Genomic DNA, 15886 nt, shown 5'->3' on the forward strand with positions numbered 1-15886 from the left:
TGGTTATCCTTGAGCCGCTGTGATGCCAGGGGCAATCGCCCGGGTCAGCCGTATGAACGACGTGACTGCGGATTGGATCCTCGCCTTCAGGTCTTCATCGAGTGGGGTACCGTCGGCATCGCAGCTGAGGTAGCCGCCTCCTGTGGAAATCCATTCCGGGTTATTGACGCCGTGCAAATTGCGCACAATGCTTTGCAAATGCAGCAGCGAGCCGACTCCCACCGGACCGCCGGCGGAGCTGACGGCAAGCACTGTCTTTCCTGCAACCTGACTAGGCTGAAGATAATCCAGAGCATTCTTGAGCGCCCCCGAGATCGACCCATGATATTCCGGCGTCGCCAGAACCAAACCGTCTGCACTGATAACCTCCCCCACTACCATACCGGCATTCGGGTGAAGCTCCCCTGATTGAGGCGAAAACAGAGGCAAAGGCAGCTTGTGCAGATCTATGAATGAAACAGAAATACCATTCGCTTTCAACTGACGTTCGATATATCGGAGAAGCATCGTGCTCGCCGCACCTTCCCGGTTGCTTCCTGCTATCATCGTTATTTTCATTTTCATATCACCTTTCACTATGGTATTGTTGTTTCATTATCCAGGCACTCCAACGCAGCTATCGCTTTCGTGCGAAATAATCAGAAGATGGAATCGGGAAACGAACCGTCGGAGCGTTCGGGAGCCGGCCGGTCTCCCCTCGCTGCCCGCCGTTTTCGTTGTTCACTACATTGACGGAGCGCATTCCGAAGATGTGACCGATCCGAGTAAAAAAATTTGGCGGCCGGAGAACGGCCCGCTGGTTAAGACTTTTGGTCACATTCATCGGGTCTTATACGTCATTATTATGAGATCAACGTTTATCGTTGTCCTTTCATGGATGTTCGACCACGTTCAAAGCTAGTTTTTATCGCCAATCAGAATGCGGCTCCTACCCACATTAGCGCTGCAATGAACTTAAACATTCTGATGTGGTAATAAATAGAGAGGAATGGGAAGATCGAATGGAGACACAGGAATGGTTGGCGGAGCAATTCGAGGCGCACCGGAATCACCTTCAGGCAGTAGCTTACCGGATGCTGGGGTCGCTTAGTGAGGCGGACGACGCCGTTCAGGAGTCTTGGTTCCGCCTCAGCCGCTCTGACACGAGCGGCATCGAGAATATTGGCGGCTGGCTGACGACCGTCGTCTCGCGGGTATGCCTTGACATGCTTCGCTCGCGCAAATCAAGGTGCGAGGAGCCTCTCGCGACGTACGCGTCCGAGCCCGGCTCAAGCCGCGGAGACGGGAGCGATCCCGAGCAAGAGGCGCTGCTGGCCGACTCCGTCGGACTCGCCATGCTCGTCGTGCTTGGCAGCTTGAATCCGGCCGAACGGATCGCGTTCGTGCTGCATGATGTGTTCGCGCTGCCTTTCGAGGAGATCGCCCCGATCGTCGGGCGTTCCAAGGAGGCGGCAAGGCAGCTGGCCAGCCGTGCGCGAAGACGGGTGCAGGGGACGGGGACGGACCAACGCCCCGATCTGGCGCGTCAGCGGGAACTGGTCGACGCCTTCCTCGCGGCGACTCGCGCTGGCAATTTCGAAGCGCTGCTCAAGGTGCTCGACCCGAACGTCGTGCTGCAGGACGACCGGGGTGTGGACGGCGCAGCAAGAGTGATACGCGGCGTGCAGGCCGTATCGGGGCAGGTGGTCGCAGGAGGAGCACGGGCCGCTCGTCCGATGCTCATCGACGGAGCCGTGGGCATTGTGGTTGCTCCGCGCGGCGAGCTGCTGTTCGTAATCAAGGTGGCGATCGCAGACGGCAAAATCACCAGGTTCCATATCATCTCCGACAAGGAGCAAATCGGTCAGATGGATCTGGCCGTTCTGAGCGCCGGCGACTAACTGTTCCCGGTGCACGGCATTTGATCCTTCAAGCAACAAGAAAGCCTCCAAGGTTTGTGTCGTCGAAAAATGTCGGATGACAAGAATTTGTTCCGATAAATGACAAGAATATATTCCGAATTGTTCAAATTAATAGAGCCGCGCAAGTAACTTCCAATAACAAGTACGTTACTCCGTTTCTGATTTTCAGCATAGATGGTCATAAATTCAGGAGCCAACTTTTTTATTTCTCAACTTCGTGAGAATAAAGACTAACTAATCTCATAATTTTTCCCCTATTACCAAGTGCTGATAACTTGTGTTGGTACAAATGCCCATAAAGTGGGCACATGACTCAGTAACAAATACGGATATGTTCCATACATTGGCTTCCGCTGTGGCGGGTTTCGCTGCAGTAAATACCAACATGAGAAATCACTATCAATCACAGGAGCTAACTGCTCCATGAATGCCCCTTACAACGATAAATTGTCAGGGACATCATACATTGAAAAAAAGAATGAAAGTCCGCACCATTAAGTTACATTGAAATCCGATTATAAATCCAAATTCCTAAGCGATTGGGAATTTGGATTTTTTATGTTCTTGTAGCAGTATTGTCACATATGAATATAAAAAGAACCTTAATAAGGAGGCTGGGTCCATGGCGGATGCTTTTGTTACACGTTCCCTCGATGAAATTCGATTTTGGTCACGAATAATGAAAGAGCACTCCTTATTTCTTAGGCTTGGTTTTCGATGTGAAGACACACAATTAATTCAGGAAGCAAATGGTTTTTATTCAATTTTCGAACAGATTGAGACGAGAGCGAATTCATATTCTATTGCAACTGATCCACAACTTATTAGGGCTTTTAACTCGGAAGTACGCAATGCTGCTTCACATATTTGGGTCTTTAAACGAAAAGTATTGGGGTTAATTCTAACTTGTAAACTTCCTGGGGCAAATAACTTCCCCCTTTTAGTTGATCACATTAGCCGAGAAGCTAATTATTTTAGAAATCGACTCTCAGAACTTAATAATGGCCAATTAGAACCACTTCCCGATGCTATTATCGACGAAAATGTTTTCTTTTTGAAAATAATGGCTGACCATGCTAAGTTTATAAGTCATCTCCTTGACCCATCGGAGCGCAAATTAGTTGATCAAGCAAATGAATTTAGCCATGATTTTGACCAATTGCTCTGGCAAGCTCAAGATTTAAGCTCCATGCGTCCCCAATCTCAAACACAACCGTTACTTAGTCAATTCTTGGACCAAAATCGCGTATCTGTAGTCAGTCTCCGTGACTTTAAAAAGACTGCTCGTGATTTAATTGATGCTTGTCGTATCAAGAGCATCATTCATCCCCTTTTAGCTGACCATGTTTATCGTGAAGCAGAGCGATTTTTAGCGATCATAGATATGTTTGAGCAATATTTAACAAGTAATAGAACCATAGATCCAGACTCTTGGCATTTATGAATTACAATACTGTTCATGGTCATTGGGGCTAATCCTAGAAATTATAATCTTCCAATAATAGACATCAGCACATAACGAGGCTCCCGGTCACCTCGGAAGCCTCGCCCTATTTATTCTTTATTAGGTAATAATTCTTCATTATCTCAAATTTGATCTAAACACATAGGTTCATTATTATTTTCTTCGTACCAAGGGTTCAAGTGAATTAGTACTTCTTCAACATCGTTGTGTTGCTCCATGATAATTTGTTTGATTTTCCTCGAAATATCATGCCCTTCTTGGACACTCAATCGAGCCGGTATCCCAACTCGAACATCAATCATCACGTATTGTCCAAATGCTCGCGCACGTAGTCGGTCGATACGTTTTACTTCCGGAACAGAAAAAACAAGCTCTTCATACTCTTTTAACTTTTCCGGTGAAATTGTCTTTTCCATCAACACATCAATATGCAACAACAATACCGGCAACCGCGTCTCCATAACTTAAGAATCCAATATTGTACTTGTCTCCAACGATAGAGGCTGTAATCCCAACAACTGCCGCGATGGAAGCATACACATCCGCCAGGTGATCGTAAGCCGTTGCTTCAAGACTCTTGCTATTTGTCTTTTTACCAAGTTTTATGCAGTAAATGTACAACCATTGTTTCCAAACTAACGAGATGAATGCAGCAATTAATGCAACGAAGCTTGCTTCGGTTGCTGTATGAAAAAAAGATTCAATAGAATGATACGCAATATAAATGGCAGCAAGAGCCATAATAATAGCTACCATAGCAGAACCGATAAGTTCACTCTTACCATGTCCGTACGGATGGTCATCATCAGCAGGCTTTTGTGCAACCTTCGCTGAGCCTAAAGCAGCCATTGTTGCAATCACATCCCCTGCATTATGAACACCGTCTACTATTAACACTTGGCTATTGAATATAAGACCTATAATTAGTTTTAGACCAGTTAAAATCTACGCGGTATTTAATCGGACTATATTCTTGTCATCCGACAAAAAAGGCACGAGCCCTGGGGGCTTTCTTGTTCATGATAAATTTCTAAAATTAAAGCAATCGCTTCAGAAAAACCACGTTTAGGTCATGTACGGAGGCTCTTGCGGAGCAAGCGTCAATTCAGTGATGCCTTCGATTATATTCGCGGCTAGCAATTGAGCTGCAGCTTGCTTATTCATCGGCCCAAGATCATCAGCATTCCGGCGTATCGAACCCATCATCGACTATCTGCAGCAGGTCATCTATACATATTCCATCCATTTTTCTGTTAAATTCAGCCTTCACGATTCTGGATTATTTTGGAAGATTAATTCCAAGGTACTACGTATACAGTATTAGAGTCAATATAAGGAGGTGAGGTCATTGAATAGCCCCATTGCAGGAAATTTGGGAACCCACGAGATTTTGGAGCTGCATGAAATCTTGTCCTTTAAAAATGTATGTTTAACTAAGTCCGCTGCGATGCAAAATTTAGTTCAGGATCCCAACTTAAAGAACATCATTGTTCAGGATATTACTCAATCTAAACAGGATATCCAAGAGCTTCAAAATGTGCTGGCTAAAGTTTAAAATAGAAAGTGAGGAAGAATGGAATGAATACACTTGTCCAAAATATGGCTGGAATGGGTCAAATGACGGATCAAGTAATAGCCAATGACATGCTGATTTCAGCAAAAAGCGGCATTAAGTCTTATGCTGCTGCTCTTTCCGAGACAAGTACTCCGGAAGTAAGACAAATTCTTCGTAAACAATTGGATCATGCAATTATGGCGCATGAGCAAATATCCAATTATATGATTCAAAATGGATTCTATCACCCTACTCAGGTGAAGCAGCAAATCCAATTGGATATTCAAAATGCTCAAACCGCGTTAAGCTTGAGTTAGATTAAAGAACAGCCTCTTTCTTTTAAAAGCGGCTGTTCTTTACTATGTGGATCGTCAACAGGCTAGATCCTAAAATATTTTTACCAAGGAAGCTGCTCCTCCATGTAGTAGAAACCGCCCGTTGGCCCGTCTTCCGGCAATACAGCTAAACGAACAGCAGTCTTCGCTCCCTCCTCTACGGACAGCTCCGCCTTATCGCCGCCTATTCGCGTTTTTACCAAGCCCGGGTGTACAGAATTGATTTTCAGCTTGGTCGCCTTGTATTTTTGCGCCCAGTAGGCTGTAAGCATGTTTAAAGCCGCCTTGGAGGCCGAGTAGGCAGGAGTGGCGATGCGCTGAGCCAGTTCATTCGTTAGCAGCATTTGTATCGATCCGAGTGCACTGCTCTGGTTGACAATCCGTCCGGCATCGCTTTTTAGCAGCAGAGGCAGCAATGCCTCTGTGATCAAGTAAGGGGCGAAGGTGTTGACTTCAAACGTATCTCGGAATGCATCCCCTTCGTAGCCTGGCTTTTCCACCCAAATTCCCGCATTGTTCACCAGAATATCCAGCCGTCCATATTCCTTCTCGATAAACCGTACCGTTTCAGCGATATGTTCCGCGTTCGTTACCTCAAGCTGAAGACCGACGGCTTGAATGCCCTCACCCTGTAATTGAACTGCAGCCTCATCAGCTGCGTCTTGTGTCCTTGCTGTTACTAATACCGTGATGCCTTGCTGGCCCAGTTGTCTGGCAATCTCGAATCCAAGTCCTTTGCTTGCTCCTGTGATCAATGCAATTTTCTTAGTCATGGACATTGTCCTCCTAGTTTTAGATTAGTTTAATATGACGATGGGTTCGCTCGATTGAACATGCTGCACAGATGCTAAGTGCTTTACATAAGCAGCCCCACTGGAAGCGATCTGCTCATCCGTCAAGTGATGTGCATTATGTAATGCAAACGGCGGAAGGTAATGGGCGCTTACATAATTGGCAAGTGCCTCCATTGGTTTGGCGATATCCCGTATGGTGAACAAATTGTATCCGCCCGGCTGATAAGAGGCTGCAGTGCCTGCTGTGGAGATGGCTATGCCAATTTCTTTGCCCTTTAAGTGCTCCCCTCCCGGACCGAAAGCCCAGCCATAAGCCAAGACTTCATCAAACCATTGCTTGAGCAGAGGAGGTGTACTGTACCAATAGAGTGGGTATTGGAAAATGATGCGGTCATGGCTGTCCAAGAGCTGCTGTTCATGCGCGACATCGATATTGTGATCCGGATACGTGTCATACAGCTCGTGAACGGTCGTATCCTTTTGCTGCTTCATGGTTTCTGTCCAAAACCGGTTGATTCGGGAACTCTGCATATGAGGATGTGCAACGATAATTAAAGTTTTCATGGAAATCGCTCCTTATCAAGTGCTTCATTTATGAGAATGATCATTCTAAAAAAGAAGCAGCGGTTATTATGTTAGTAATAATGATCCGGAAGCAGGAATCTGCCTGCAGGTCCGTTATCAAGCAGTGCGGAAACGTCAGATTAGTTTTACCGCCTGCATCGGATCTATGTAAAGATGGGTCTATGATCATTTGTCTGGCCTAGAGAACACCATCATTCTATTAGAACGACCGTTCTCCAATTAGAACGTTAAAGATTAGGCTGTTCGCTCCGCACGTTCAACCGGTAGTGCTGCTTGCTGATGCGGCTGATTCGAGAGCCATAGCACGGCTTCGTCCCAATCGGTGAAGCTTTCTTGCTGGTAAGGCAGCGAGCTGAGACCTTCTACGGTTCGATTGACGCTCAGCTTGGCTATCACGCTCTCCGGCTGAACCATTGCAAGATGGCGTAGGCCGCTTTCGTAGGCACGCTCGATGAAGATCTCCCCAATCCAAAGTTTGTCCTCCGCCTTGATGGCCGAGCCGTGACGGATATCCATCAACACTTTGCTGCCGTTCTTTATTTGCAGAAGCTCCGCTCCCTTGAGAAAAATGGTTTGAAACTCCTGACCGTAAGCGAAGCCTCTCCATTCCATGATCACGCTCTGCAGATCATCACTCCAGCTTACTACCCCGTGTGCCGATTCAAAATAACTCATTTCATTCCATCTCCTTTCATCTGGTAACAGCTGGTTTTTCAATTTGAGAATGATCATTCTATTTTGAAGATGATTTATTCGTTTCCTTCTTTTCGAAAAGTATCGTAACATATTGGGAACGATCGGTAAAGAATTATTTTTTTACCGATCATTCTCTTATGCTTTTTTCAAATCACCCAGCCATCATGACTCCCACGTGCCAAGAATTGGAACACCGTTCCCGGGCCGCGGTACAATCCACAACTCATTATTTTTCCATAGGATTGCGAATGGTCCTCTTGTAGTTGTTCCCCCATTCCTTCATAGCGGCAATAATCGGAGTCAATGTTTCCCCGAATGCCGTTAGGGAATATTCTACCTTGGGCGGTACCTGGTGATACACTTCCCGGTGTACGACTCCGTCTTCCTCCAGCTCTCTAAGCTGCAGCGTAAGCATCCGTTGGGTAATGGTCGGACAAATTCGACGAAATTCATTAAAGCGCTTGGGTCCTTCCATCAGATGATAAAGCAATACCCCTTTCCATTTCCCCCCAATAACATCCAAAGTGAATTCAACCGGGCAGCCCTCGTCATTTGGACAATGCCCGTACCCGCTTTTACGGTCTCGCATGTATACTCAGCTCCTCAATCCAGGTTTCCTGCTCATCCCAACACTTATGTTCAATATAAATAAATTCGCCGTGGATGCCAAGGGAAAAGAAGATTTTCCAATCATGAGGAGCTCCTTGTGATGGATTCGATGATGTCCGTTTCCAAATCCAAACCCGTACCAGTCACAAAATGACTCTGGATTAAGTAAATTGCGCTTGAGGCTGCGGCATGCGATTAACCGACTCGCTTCTATAAAGTTAAAAACCTTCCAAAACCACTTTTCCGACGGTTCGACCCGTTTCCAGCATGGCATGCGCTTTTCGCAGGTTCTCGGCATTTATCGGCGTCAGCGTTACGTTTGTGGTAGTCCGAAGCACTCCTTCGTCCACGAGACGCGCGACTTCATTCAACAGCTTGTGCTGTTCGATCATATCCGGGGTTTGGTACATGGAACGGGTAAACATCAATTCCCACACGAACGTGACACTCTTGTTTTTCAGCAATGTCAGATTTAATAATTCATCGGTCTCAACGATTGAGCAAATTTTGCCTTGTGGTGCAATCGCTTCGGCCATGTTCGTCCAATGCTTTTCCGTGCTGTTCAAGCAGAGAATATAGTCAACTTGATCGAATCCGACAGCCTTTAGTTGCGGCACGAACGCCTCAAAATGGTTAATAACGTAATCCGCTCCAAGTTCCTTAGCCCATTCGGCCGATTCAGGGCGGGAAGCCGTACCGATGACAGTCAATCCCGAATATTTCGCTAATTGCGTGGCAATCGAGCCTACGCCCCCTGCTGCTCCAATAATCAAGATAGTCCTGCCGGCGTTATCAGCTTTATTTGGTGAAATTCCCAGCCGGTCGTACAAGCTTTCCCAAGCCGTAATCGATGTTAAAGGCAAAGCCGCCGCATGTGCAAAATCGAGTCTGGAAGGCTTCCTTCCAACGATGCGTTCATCCACCAGGTGAAACTCGCTATTCCCCCCGGGACGCGTAATGCTGCCGGCATAGAAGACTTCATCGCCAGGGCGGAACAAGGAGCAGTCGGGGCCCACCTGTTCGACCACGCCCGCAACATCCCAACCCAACACCCTCGGTACAGTCTCCTCACGCTCTTTGGGCGACCGGACCTTGTAATCGACAGGATTTACGGAGATTGCCTTTACCTTCACGAGAAGATCCTTTCCTGCCGGACTTGGCATATCCAGCTCCACATCGATCAGACTATCCGGATTTTCAATAGGCAAATACTTGTAAAGACCTACTGCTTTCATTTTTTCTGCTGCCATTTTACATCTCTCCTTCAAATGTTTTGTTGAATTGGTTATGAACGAAGTATAGTTTATACACCATGTTTTAAAAAGTACGCACATTCCTGTTATATAGTATCAATATTTATACTGTTACTGCTTTTAAACATGTCTTACAGAAAGACTTAGACCCTCTGTAGCAATAAAAAAACCTTTCTTTACCTTTCGTTCTCAATATGTTATATTGCGTTCAGGAGGCAAGAAGAACATGGCAAGAAGCAAACAATTCGAAGAGAACGCTGTATTGGAGAAAGCCATGAAGCTGTTCTGGGAGCAAGGGTACGAGAAGACGTCCATGCAAGATCTGGTCGAAAACATGGGCATTCACCGCAGAAGCCTCTACGACACGTTTTCCGACAAACGGACGTTGTTTTTGAAGGCCGTAGAGCGTTTCGACAATCGGGTCGACACCTGGCTAAAAAGCGGAGTGGACCGCTCCGAAACGGCAAGGGGGGCACTGCGTTTCATCTTCGACTTCATGATCTACGGTCAGGAGGACGCGCCGCCCGGGTGCATGATCGTCAATTCGGCAGTCGAGCTTGCAGCACGCGATCCGGAAATTGACGCGAAGACACAGCAAGGATTTGCGAAGTTGGAGCACTTGCTCGAAGGCATTATCGCCCGCGGACAACAGGACGGTGAATTTAATACGCAGCAGGAGGCGAAGCTATACGCCGAATTCCTTCATAACTCGTTAGTCGGACTGCGGGTCTTGGCGCGAACTACCGCACCAAAAGAGAAGCTGGAACGCATCGCGGCGATGTCGCTGAGCTTGTTAGAGAAGGGTAGCTAATTTGAGGGGATAAATTAGAATGATCATTTCCATCATGTAAGGAATTTCATTGAATATTGCCATTACCGGAATGTTCAATATCGTGGACATACTTTGGTAACCGGTGGGGTATCCCCCTCCGGTCGCTCCTACAAGGAATACCCCGCCTATCACCTTTCGCATTTTTTCACTAAATAGTTTTTTCAACAACCAGGCTGCTATTGATTTTGCTGTAACAAATTACGTATCGTTTCTATAACCAGATCGGGCTCGTCGTGAATGACCATATGACCGCTGTTCTTTGCCACGATAAGCTCGCTGTTGGTTGAAATGTTCAGCATATTTCTCTGGCCCGCCTGCCATATCTCCTCCAGCCGCTTGCCCCCGTCTTCTGAAATCCCGAACGCAGTATAATTCTGAGGAAGTCCTCTGGCAATGACCCTTACCGGGAGCGATCCCAAGGTTTGTCCCCGGACTGCATCCTCCGTAGATTGCGCCAAATTCCCTTCTTGTTCCTTAGCTTCAAAATAGCTAGGCGTCGCTATAACATCGAGGAACTGTCCTCGGTCGGCTTCCGAAACCAGCCCTTCCAACAAATAATTCTGGAATAACCGGAAGCCTCCTGACAGTTTAAGAAGCTTTAAAATCGATGCAGGCGGCGTTTTAGCAAAATTCTCTTTTTCGAGAATAGGTTTGGTTTCTCTCTCATCGTTTTCGGGTCTGGCGTCGATAAGTACTAAGCCCATGACTTCATTGGAATATGTCTGTGCAAACAATCTTGCATATAGCCCCCCCAATGAATGACCGACGAGCAGATAAGGCCCGCCAACTCCCTCTTTTTCCAAAGCAGCGTGCAGCTCTTGTACGATGTTTGCTCCCGTTCGTTCCGTACTTGCGCTCTCGCTCCAAGCATAGCCGGCGCGATCATAGGCAACAACGGCAGCATTCTCTGCCAGTCGCTCAGGGATATTTCTCCAGGATAGGCTCGTTTCTCCGCTTCCTGCTTCAAGAATGATTGTCGGAGATCCGCTTCCTTGTTTTTTGAGATGTAGTCTATGCCCGCCAACATCTACTAATTTGCCAGGTGGAGGAAAGCTCTTCTTTGCCTCTGTTGACGCCACCCGTTCGTAAATCATCCCGGATCCTGCCAGGACGATAACGGCAGTGACTACACCGAGCGATAATCTTTTCCACTTTGATGTTTTCTTTTGTCTAGCCCTACGATTCATTGAAGTATGATTCCTCTCTTTTTAGTACATTGTATTAATAAACAAAGTTATTATAGCACAATGTACTATAAAAAGAAATGTTGAGCTATTACTCATGAAGCAATAGATCCTTTTGAAATTCATCATGCAGTTTTTTTAACACATTGTATTGTGAAATCAAATTGATATAATAAAATTATGCCTAAAATTGTTGATCATGAGAAACAGAGACATAGTGTTGCTCAAGCCGCTCTGAGAGTCATTCGGAAATTTGGACTGGAACAGGCCACGGTACGAAATATTGCGAAGGAAGCCGGTCTGTCGGTAGGGTCGATGAGGCACTACTTTTCCACACAGGCTGAGCTCTTTGCCTTTTGCATGAGCATCTTTGTTCAACGCGTTCAAGAGCGTGTCGAATCGCTTATTATTGCGAAACCGTTTTTACCAGATTTGAAACAACTGATCATGCAATTTTTGCCTATGGATGAGGAAAGAACTATGGAGATGGAGGTTTGGTTTTTATTTAACGCCAAGGTATTTATTTACCCGGAGCTTAAGCATGTAAGCGAAGAAATGCAGAATGGGTTATACAATGCCTCTAGATTTGTAATTGAATGCTTGCAAACGAACAATCTGGCCAAGCCGGGCTTGGATGCCGCTCTGGAAACGGAGAAATTGTATGCGCTTGTCGACGGACTAGCTATACATCAAATGATGAGGCCGGCACGACTCACTGCCGGGCAAGTGGAACACCTGCTGGATCATTACTTGGGATCGTTATGTGTGAAGGAGTTAGATGAGCGTTAGATGAGCCGTCCATGCCCGGTAACGAAATAAAGGCAATCGGTCTATACCGATTTGCCTTCGTTTCGCGTGATTAAAAACATGCTTACTTGCTTTTCTCCGTTTGAATAGCCTGGTTTATCGATTCCTCGGCACTGCGCATAACGGTATTCAAATCCGTACCCTGTAAAATTGCTTTTTCCAATTCCTTGATAAATAAGCTCTGAGCGTCTATCGAGACCAATCCTGGTTTTCTGGCAGCTGCCACCGCCGGATATTTGTTGAAATAGAAGGATGAAACATGCTTTCCTCGGTAAATCTCGTCGTTTTGGCGGTATGCTTTTTGAATCTCCTGATTTTTAAGGACTGTCAGAAAGCCTTTGTTTTTGGCTAGCGCGGTTTGAACCTCATCATGGGTTAACCAGGCGGCAAATTGAAACGCGACATCCTTGTTTTTGCTGCTTTTCGTAATATAAAGATATCTGACGCTTGCAGGTGCTCCGATGCCCTCCTTCTCAGCATAGGTGGGCATACTGACCACATCCCAATTGAAATTCCAGTCCTGCATATTCATTGCCCACACCGTCATCGCCGAGGCTCCTTTTTGAAATACCTTTCGGTCCTCCTCCTTGTTTATCGTTTTAGCGTCGAATTGAAGCCCGGGAAGTGCGTAAAAACGCTTCCAATTCTCGGCGACCTTCCTCCAGCCCTCGTTATTAACAGCAGCCTTATCTTCATCGGGAGCTAAGTAGCTTAAACCGAATGGGTTTTGTGCAAAGAATGTGTCCATCCATCGGTCGCTGAAACCGCGATACAATGTACCGTTCTCATTGCGAGTAAGCTGCTTAGCCAGATCATAGACCTCATCCCATGTCATTCCGTCTTTAGGATAGGGAAGGCCGAATTTATCAAAGATATCTTTATTGTAATGAAGAGCATTCACTGCAAAATCAAGCGGAATACCGGCAACCATTCCGTTTGCATCGTTCTTCATCAGTTCGAGAGTAACAGGCTCCAAGCGATTCGTGTCATAGTGGTATTTCTTGATATAGTCTTCAAGATCAACCAGAAGGTCCCGTTTTTTCAGATCAGTGGAGAAGCGGTTTACGAAGATATCAGGCATGGTTCCAAGGGTTAATAGTTCATCTATACTGTTACCACTGGTTTGAGGTGCAACCGCTTTTAGCGTCAAGTTGGGGAACTGGGCTTTAGCTAGCTCGGCAATGTAATCAAATTCCTGTTGGGATAATGACCATAAGTAAATACTTAGCTCGGCAGGTTCGCCGCTTTCAAGGACGGTTTTGTTCCTTGGGTCTACATCCGTTGTCGGCGATTGCGGTCCACTGGTGCAAGCAGTAAGTAGAAGAATCCCAAGCAGCGTCGGCAGAACACCCTTTTTTATTTTCATGGCTTATCGACCCTTTCCTTGTTTTGTAGGTACCTTTACTAATTAAAACCGAATAATGATTTCTCTGCTTGCATCTTCAAGAGAATCCGGGAGGTCTTGGATCTGGATACACTTTGCTTGTTTGTCATAGGTCCACGCTTCTCCTCCTGCGTGATTTCCATCGATGGTAACGGACAACGGGCATGCCTCCGCCAAAATGGATACCTTATAAGATCGATGTGCGGGCATTCCATCATAGCTTCCCCGGCGTACACCAATGGTTAGCACAAATTCGTTGCCTCTGGTCTGACTAAGAAATTCGGTTACGGCTATCTTCCCTTCTTTATATTGATAGCTAACACCGTCATCTTCGTATAAGACAAAGCTGCTGCTCCCGCCGGTATAGACCTGCAGGTGTATTTCTTGCTCGGACTTCTGTCCGATGTAGTCCCTTTCCGACCATGTGGGAATAATCGCTCCCCCCTTAACCAACAGCGGTCCTCCACGGTTTACTGGAAATCCGACAACGACCTCTCGCCCGCCTTCCCAGGTTCTTCCCGACCAAAAATCCCACCATTTCCCTTTCGGCAAATACATATGATTAGTAAATGCACCGACTAGTAAATGCTCCCCCAACATATATTGATTTACTAAATGATCTATTTGGGGTTCTTCATTCAATACGAGCGGCATTGCACGAAGGATCGGCATCCCCGTTAGGGCCGCATTGTGTGCGGCTGAATAAATATACGGAATCAGCCTGTATCGAAGCCTGGCGTAATCTTTGAATATGGGGAGCAATTTCTCCCCAAGGAGCCAGGGCTGGCGCCAATAAGCCCAGCTATTAACTTGAGACCATGGCTGAAGAAATCCGAAATGGATCCCCTCCGGTGTAAATACGTCCATATCACAGCTGGTGTTGGAATGGCCTGACAGACCATGGTTTAACAAGGAGATCAGCGGCTTGGGACCACCGCCCGTATCACCGGCCCAAGTTGCGGCAAATTGCTGTATTCCTGTATACCCTCCTGAGCTATAGATCATCGACCTGCGCCCAGCATGCTCCGAGTAGCCTTCATGCATCTGCTTATTTAAGATGGTTGGGTACAAATTATGCATTTCCTCATCATCCATCCCGTTCGCCCATTTCCTGTCCGGGTGCTCATTCACTTGACGGGCCCCATCCATTTTAAAAGCGGAAACACCCTGATCGACGAATTTCTTGAGATGTTGAAACCAAGGCTCTTCTTTGTTTGTAATCTGATCCATATAGACCGGTGTATGGGCGCGAAGATCCTGCTCAAAGTCCTCCGGGTGATTTAGGGGTTCACCTTGATTAAGCTCTTGCTCGCTTCCTTCACGCTCCCTTTCCTCATGATGCGTCACATCATAATCGCTGCATAGCCACAGACTTAGTTTAAAGCCTAGACGTTCAAGTGCCCCTGTGAAATTTTGAGGCCCCGTTGGCGCCCAGGGCGGAATGTAAAAACGTTCCGGATGCCATGTTTTCTTTGTAGAATAATCGTAATGCCGCGCCATCCACCCCGGTTCCAAACCGATCAGGTCACAGGGGATCCCCTCTCTGCGAAAATTCAATGCATCGTCCAGCATTTGTTTTGCATCCGCCTGTTCGTTACATACAAAGGTTAGACCGTATGCCCAAATGGGAAGCACATGAGGTTTTCCTGTGATGTCCGTAAACCGGTTAATTAACTGGGGCAAGCTCTCCCCGGCGATTAAATAGTAATCCAGCTCTCCGCGTTTGGCGAACACGCTCCATCTCTCTTTGTTGGTATAACCTAGATCGAAGAAATGCCTCCAGGTCGTATTGAAGAAAAACGCCCACCCTCTGCTGCTCATCACATAAGGTATCGGTGCATAGCAATCTACATTTTTCACCCACATCTTAGCCCTATGGCCGCGCTTTTGAATTCCTTCTCTTGATTCATCTCCAAGTCCATACAATCGTTCCTCATCGCTAAGCTCAAATTCTGCCCTTAAGCCAGCCGGGCCGTTTGCTTGTCCCGGGACAGCTTCCCGCAGAAGAATCTGTCCTTTGGCATCCTTCAATACGATCCGTCCGTCGTATTTGCTTACTGACAGCTGAGCACCGCTTGTTCGTATCTGCCATCCGTCACCCGTCTCTTGCAGCTCAAACCGCACTTTCGGCCAGCTTCCCCGAACAATGCCATATTTCAATAATGCAGCATCTTTAAATTGCCCGTCTCTAGAGAGCTGAATCCGGAATGTCCATTCGCCAATAACTTCAACTCGCACGAAGCCTCCGCTCTCTACACGGAGGGTCACAGATGAATTCATTACCATACCATCCTTCTCTCTGGGGTTATGCCTCCATTCTACTGAGTTTTCATGAATTGAACATGCAGCATTTCTTAGTCACCTGTACAATTTCTCGTTCTTTGTTATAATTTGGTTCAGGTTACATGATCTCAATTAAGTGAACGGAGGATCGTATGGATTCATTGCCGGAGTATCCATTTTTAGTGCCTACCCTGTATCATATT

At 46.6% G+C, this 15886-nt stretch carries 17 protein-coding genes; 6 read left to right on the forward strand and 11 right to left on the reverse strand.

Features of this window, described 5'->3' with window-relative positions; translation table 11 throughout:
* Positions 1–3: 3 nt before the first annotated feature.
* On the reverse strand, positions 4–558 hold the full coding sequence (locus GGC63_RS01320; protein ID WP_192700799.1) for an NADPH-dependent FMN reductase: 555 nt from the start codon (positions 556–558) through the stop codon (positions 4–6).
* Between the two features lie 443 nt (positions 559–1001).
* Here GGC63_RS01320 and GGC63_RS01325 point away from each other — a divergent pair, with 443 nt between their 5' ends.
* Both GGC63_RS01325 and GGC63_RS01330 read left to right on the forward strand, forming a co-directional pair.
* Positions 1002–1880 carry a sigma-70 family RNA polymerase sigma factor gene (locus GGC63_RS01325; RefSeq protein WP_192700800.1) on the forward strand — a complete coding sequence of 293 codons (879 nt, stop codon included), beginning with the start codon at positions 1002–1004 and terminating at the stop codon, positions 1878–1880.
* A 643-nt stretch (positions 1881–2523) separates the two neighbouring features.
* The gene (locus GGC63_RS01330) at positions 2524–3345 is read left to right on the forward strand and encodes a DUF2935 domain-containing protein (RefSeq protein ID WP_192700801.1); all 822 of its coding nucleotides are present in this window, start codon (positions 2524–2526) and stop codon (positions 3343–3345) included.
* A 143-nt stretch (positions 3346–3488) separates the two neighbouring features.
* On the opposite strand, the gene GGC63_RS34245 is transcribed toward GGC63_RS01330, so the two are convergent.
* Entirely contained in the window at positions 3489–3815 is a 327-nt protein-coding gene (locus tag GGC63_RS34245; RefSeq protein WP_225947857.1) for a cation diffusion facilitator family transporter, read from the reverse strand.
* On the reverse strand, positions 3790–4263 hold the full coding sequence (locus GGC63_RS34250) for a cation diffusion facilitator family transporter (protein WP_318780962.1): 474 nt from the start codon (positions 4261–4263) through the stop codon (positions 3790–3792). Before GGC63_RS34250 ends, GGC63_RS34245 begins: the two co-directional genes overlap by 26 nt.
* 451 nt (positions 4264–4714) lie before the next feature.
* Between GGC63_RS34250 and GGC63_RS01340 the strand changes: the two genes are divergently transcribed.
* Entirely contained in the window at positions 4715–4921 is a 207-nt protein-coding gene (locus tag GGC63_RS01340; RefSeq protein ID WP_225947858.1) for a spore coat protein, read from the forward strand.
* Positions 4922–4944: 23 nt separating this feature from the next.
* On the forward strand, positions 4945–5238 hold the full coding sequence (locus GGC63_RS01345; RefSeq protein ID WP_192700802.1) for a spore coat protein: 294 nt from the start codon (positions 4945–4947) through the stop codon (positions 5236–5238).
* Between the two features lie 80 nt (positions 5239–5318).
* Here the strand turns inward: GGC63_RS01345 and GGC63_RS01350 are convergent, their stop codons facing one another.
* From GGC63_RS01350 to GGC63_RS01370, 5 genes are all read right to left on the reverse strand, one after another.
* Positions 5319–6029, reverse strand: coding sequence for an SDR family oxidoreductase (locus GGC63_RS01350; protein ID WP_192700803.1), 711 nt, complete (start codon positions 6027–6029; stop codon positions 5319–5321).
* Between the two features lie 24 nt (positions 6030–6053).
* Complete coding sequence (locus tag GGC63_RS01355; protein ID WP_192700804.1) at positions 6054–6614, reverse strand: NAD(P)H-dependent oxidoreductase; 561 nt, start codon at positions 6612–6614, stop codon at positions 6054–6056.
* Positions 6615–6869: 255 nt separating this feature from the next.
* Complete coding sequence (locus tag GGC63_RS01360) at positions 6870–7310, reverse strand: hypothetical protein (RefSeq protein ID WP_192700805.1); 441 nt, start codon at positions 7308–7310, stop codon at positions 6870–6872.
* Between the two features lie 247 nt (positions 7311–7557).
* Complete coding sequence (locus tag GGC63_RS01365) at positions 7558–7920, reverse strand: winged helix-turn-helix transcriptional regulator (RefSeq protein ID WP_079908824.1); 363 nt, start codon at positions 7918–7920, stop codon at positions 7558–7560.
* A 238-nt stretch (positions 7921–8158) separates the two neighbouring features.
* The gene (locus tag GGC63_RS01370; RefSeq protein WP_192700806.1) at positions 8159–9190 is read right to left on the reverse strand and encodes a zinc-binding alcohol dehydrogenase family protein; all 1032 of its coding nucleotides are present in this window, start codon (positions 9188–9190) and stop codon (positions 8159–8161) included.
* A gap of 229 nt (positions 9191–9419) precedes the next feature.
* Here GGC63_RS01370 and GGC63_RS01375 point away from each other — a divergent pair, with 229 nt between their 5' ends.
* A complete protein-coding gene (locus tag GGC63_RS01375; RefSeq protein ID WP_192700807.1) occupies positions 9420–10004 on the forward strand; it encodes a TetR/AcrR family transcriptional regulator in 585 nt (194 codons plus the stop codon).
* Positions 10005–10201: 197 nt separating this feature from the next.
* Here GGC63_RS01375 and GGC63_RS01380 read toward each other — a convergent pair whose 3' ends face one another.
* Positions 10202–11212, reverse strand: a complete 1011-nt coding sequence (locus GGC63_RS01380; protein WP_192700808.1) for an alpha/beta fold hydrolase — start codon at positions 11210–11212, stop codon at positions 10202–10204.
* A gap of 177 nt (positions 11213–11389) precedes the next feature.
* Here GGC63_RS01380 and GGC63_RS01385 point away from each other — a divergent pair, with 177 nt between their 5' ends.
* Entirely contained in the window at positions 11390–11998 is a 609-nt protein-coding gene (locus GGC63_RS01385) for a TetR/AcrR family transcriptional regulator (RefSeq protein WP_192700809.1), read from the forward strand.
* Positions 11999–12080: 82 nt separating this feature from the next.
* Here GGC63_RS01385 and GGC63_RS01390 read toward each other — a convergent pair whose 3' ends face one another.
* Positions 12081–13382: an ABC transporter substrate-binding protein gene (locus GGC63_RS01390; RefSeq protein WP_192700810.1), complete on the reverse strand. Its 1302-nt coding sequence runs from the start codon at positions 13380–13382 to the stop codon at positions 12081–12083.
* 42 nt (positions 13383–13424) lie between these two features.
* On the reverse strand, positions 13425–15680 hold the full coding sequence (locus GGC63_RS01395) for a TIM-barrel domain-containing protein (protein ID WP_192700811.1): 2256 nt from the start codon (positions 15678–15680) through the stop codon (positions 13425–13427).
* Between the last annotated feature and the right edge of the window lie 206 nt (positions 15681–15886).

Origin of the sequence: Paenibacillus sp. OAS669, from assembly GCF_014873645.1 — a bacterium.
GTDB classification, from domain to species: Bacteria; Bacillota; Bacilli; order Paenibacillales; family NBRC-103111; genus Paenibacillus_S; species Paenibacillus_S vulneris.

Coding starts and splice junctions, on each gene's coding strand:
- GGC63_RS01320 (WP_192700799.1), bottom strand. CDS start 558: ATGAAAATAACGATGATAGCAGGAAGCAACCGGGAAGGTGCGGCGAGC.
- GGC63_RS01325 (WP_192700800.1), top strand. CDS start 1,002: ATGGAGACACAGGAATGGTTGGCGGAGCAATTCGAGGCGCACCGGAAT.
- GGC63_RS01330 (WP_192700801.1), top strand. CDS start 2,524: ATGGCGGATGCTTTTGTTACACGTTCCCTCGATGAAATTCGATTTTGG.
- GGC63_RS01345 (WP_192700802.1), top strand. CDS start 4,945: ATGAATACACTTGTCCAAAATATGGCTGGAATGGGTCAAATGACGGAT.
- GGC63_RS01350 (WP_192700803.1), bottom strand. CDS start 6,029: ATGACTAAGAAAATTGCATTGATCACAGGAGCAAGCAAAGGACTTGGA.
- GGC63_RS01355 (WP_192700804.1), bottom strand. CDS start 6,614: ATGAAAACTTTAATTATCGTTGCACATCCTCATATGCAGAGTTCCCGA.
- GGC63_RS01360 (WP_192700805.1), bottom strand. CDS start 7,310: ATGAGTTATTTTGAATCGGCACACGGGGTAGTAAGCTGGAGTGATGAT.
- GGC63_RS01365 (WP_079908824.1), bottom strand. CDS start 7,920: ATGCGAGACCGTAAAAGCGGGTACGGGCATTGTCCAAATGACGAGGGC.
- GGC63_RS01370 (WP_192700806.1), bottom strand. CDS start 9,190: ATGGCAGCAGAAAAAATGAAAGCAGTAGGTCTTTACAAGTATTTGCCT.
- GGC63_RS01375 (WP_192700807.1), top strand. CDS start 9,420: ATGGCAAGAAGCAAACAATTCGAAGAGAACGCTGTATTGGAGAAAGCC.
- GGC63_RS01380 (WP_192700808.1), bottom strand. CDS start 11,212: ATGAATCGTAGGGCTAGACAAAAGAAAACATCAAAGTGGAAAAGATTA.
- GGC63_RS01385 (WP_192700809.1), top strand. CDS start 11,390: ATGCCTAAAATTGTTGATCATGAGAAACAGAGACATAGTGTTGCTCAA.
- GGC63_RS01390 (WP_192700810.1), bottom strand. CDS start 13,382: ATGAAAATAAAAAAGGGTGTTCTGCCGACGCTGCTTGGGATTCTTCTA.
- GGC63_RS01395 (WP_192700811.1), bottom strand. CDS start 15,680: ATGAATTCATCTGTGACCCTCCGTGTAGAGAGCGGAGGCTTCGTGCGA.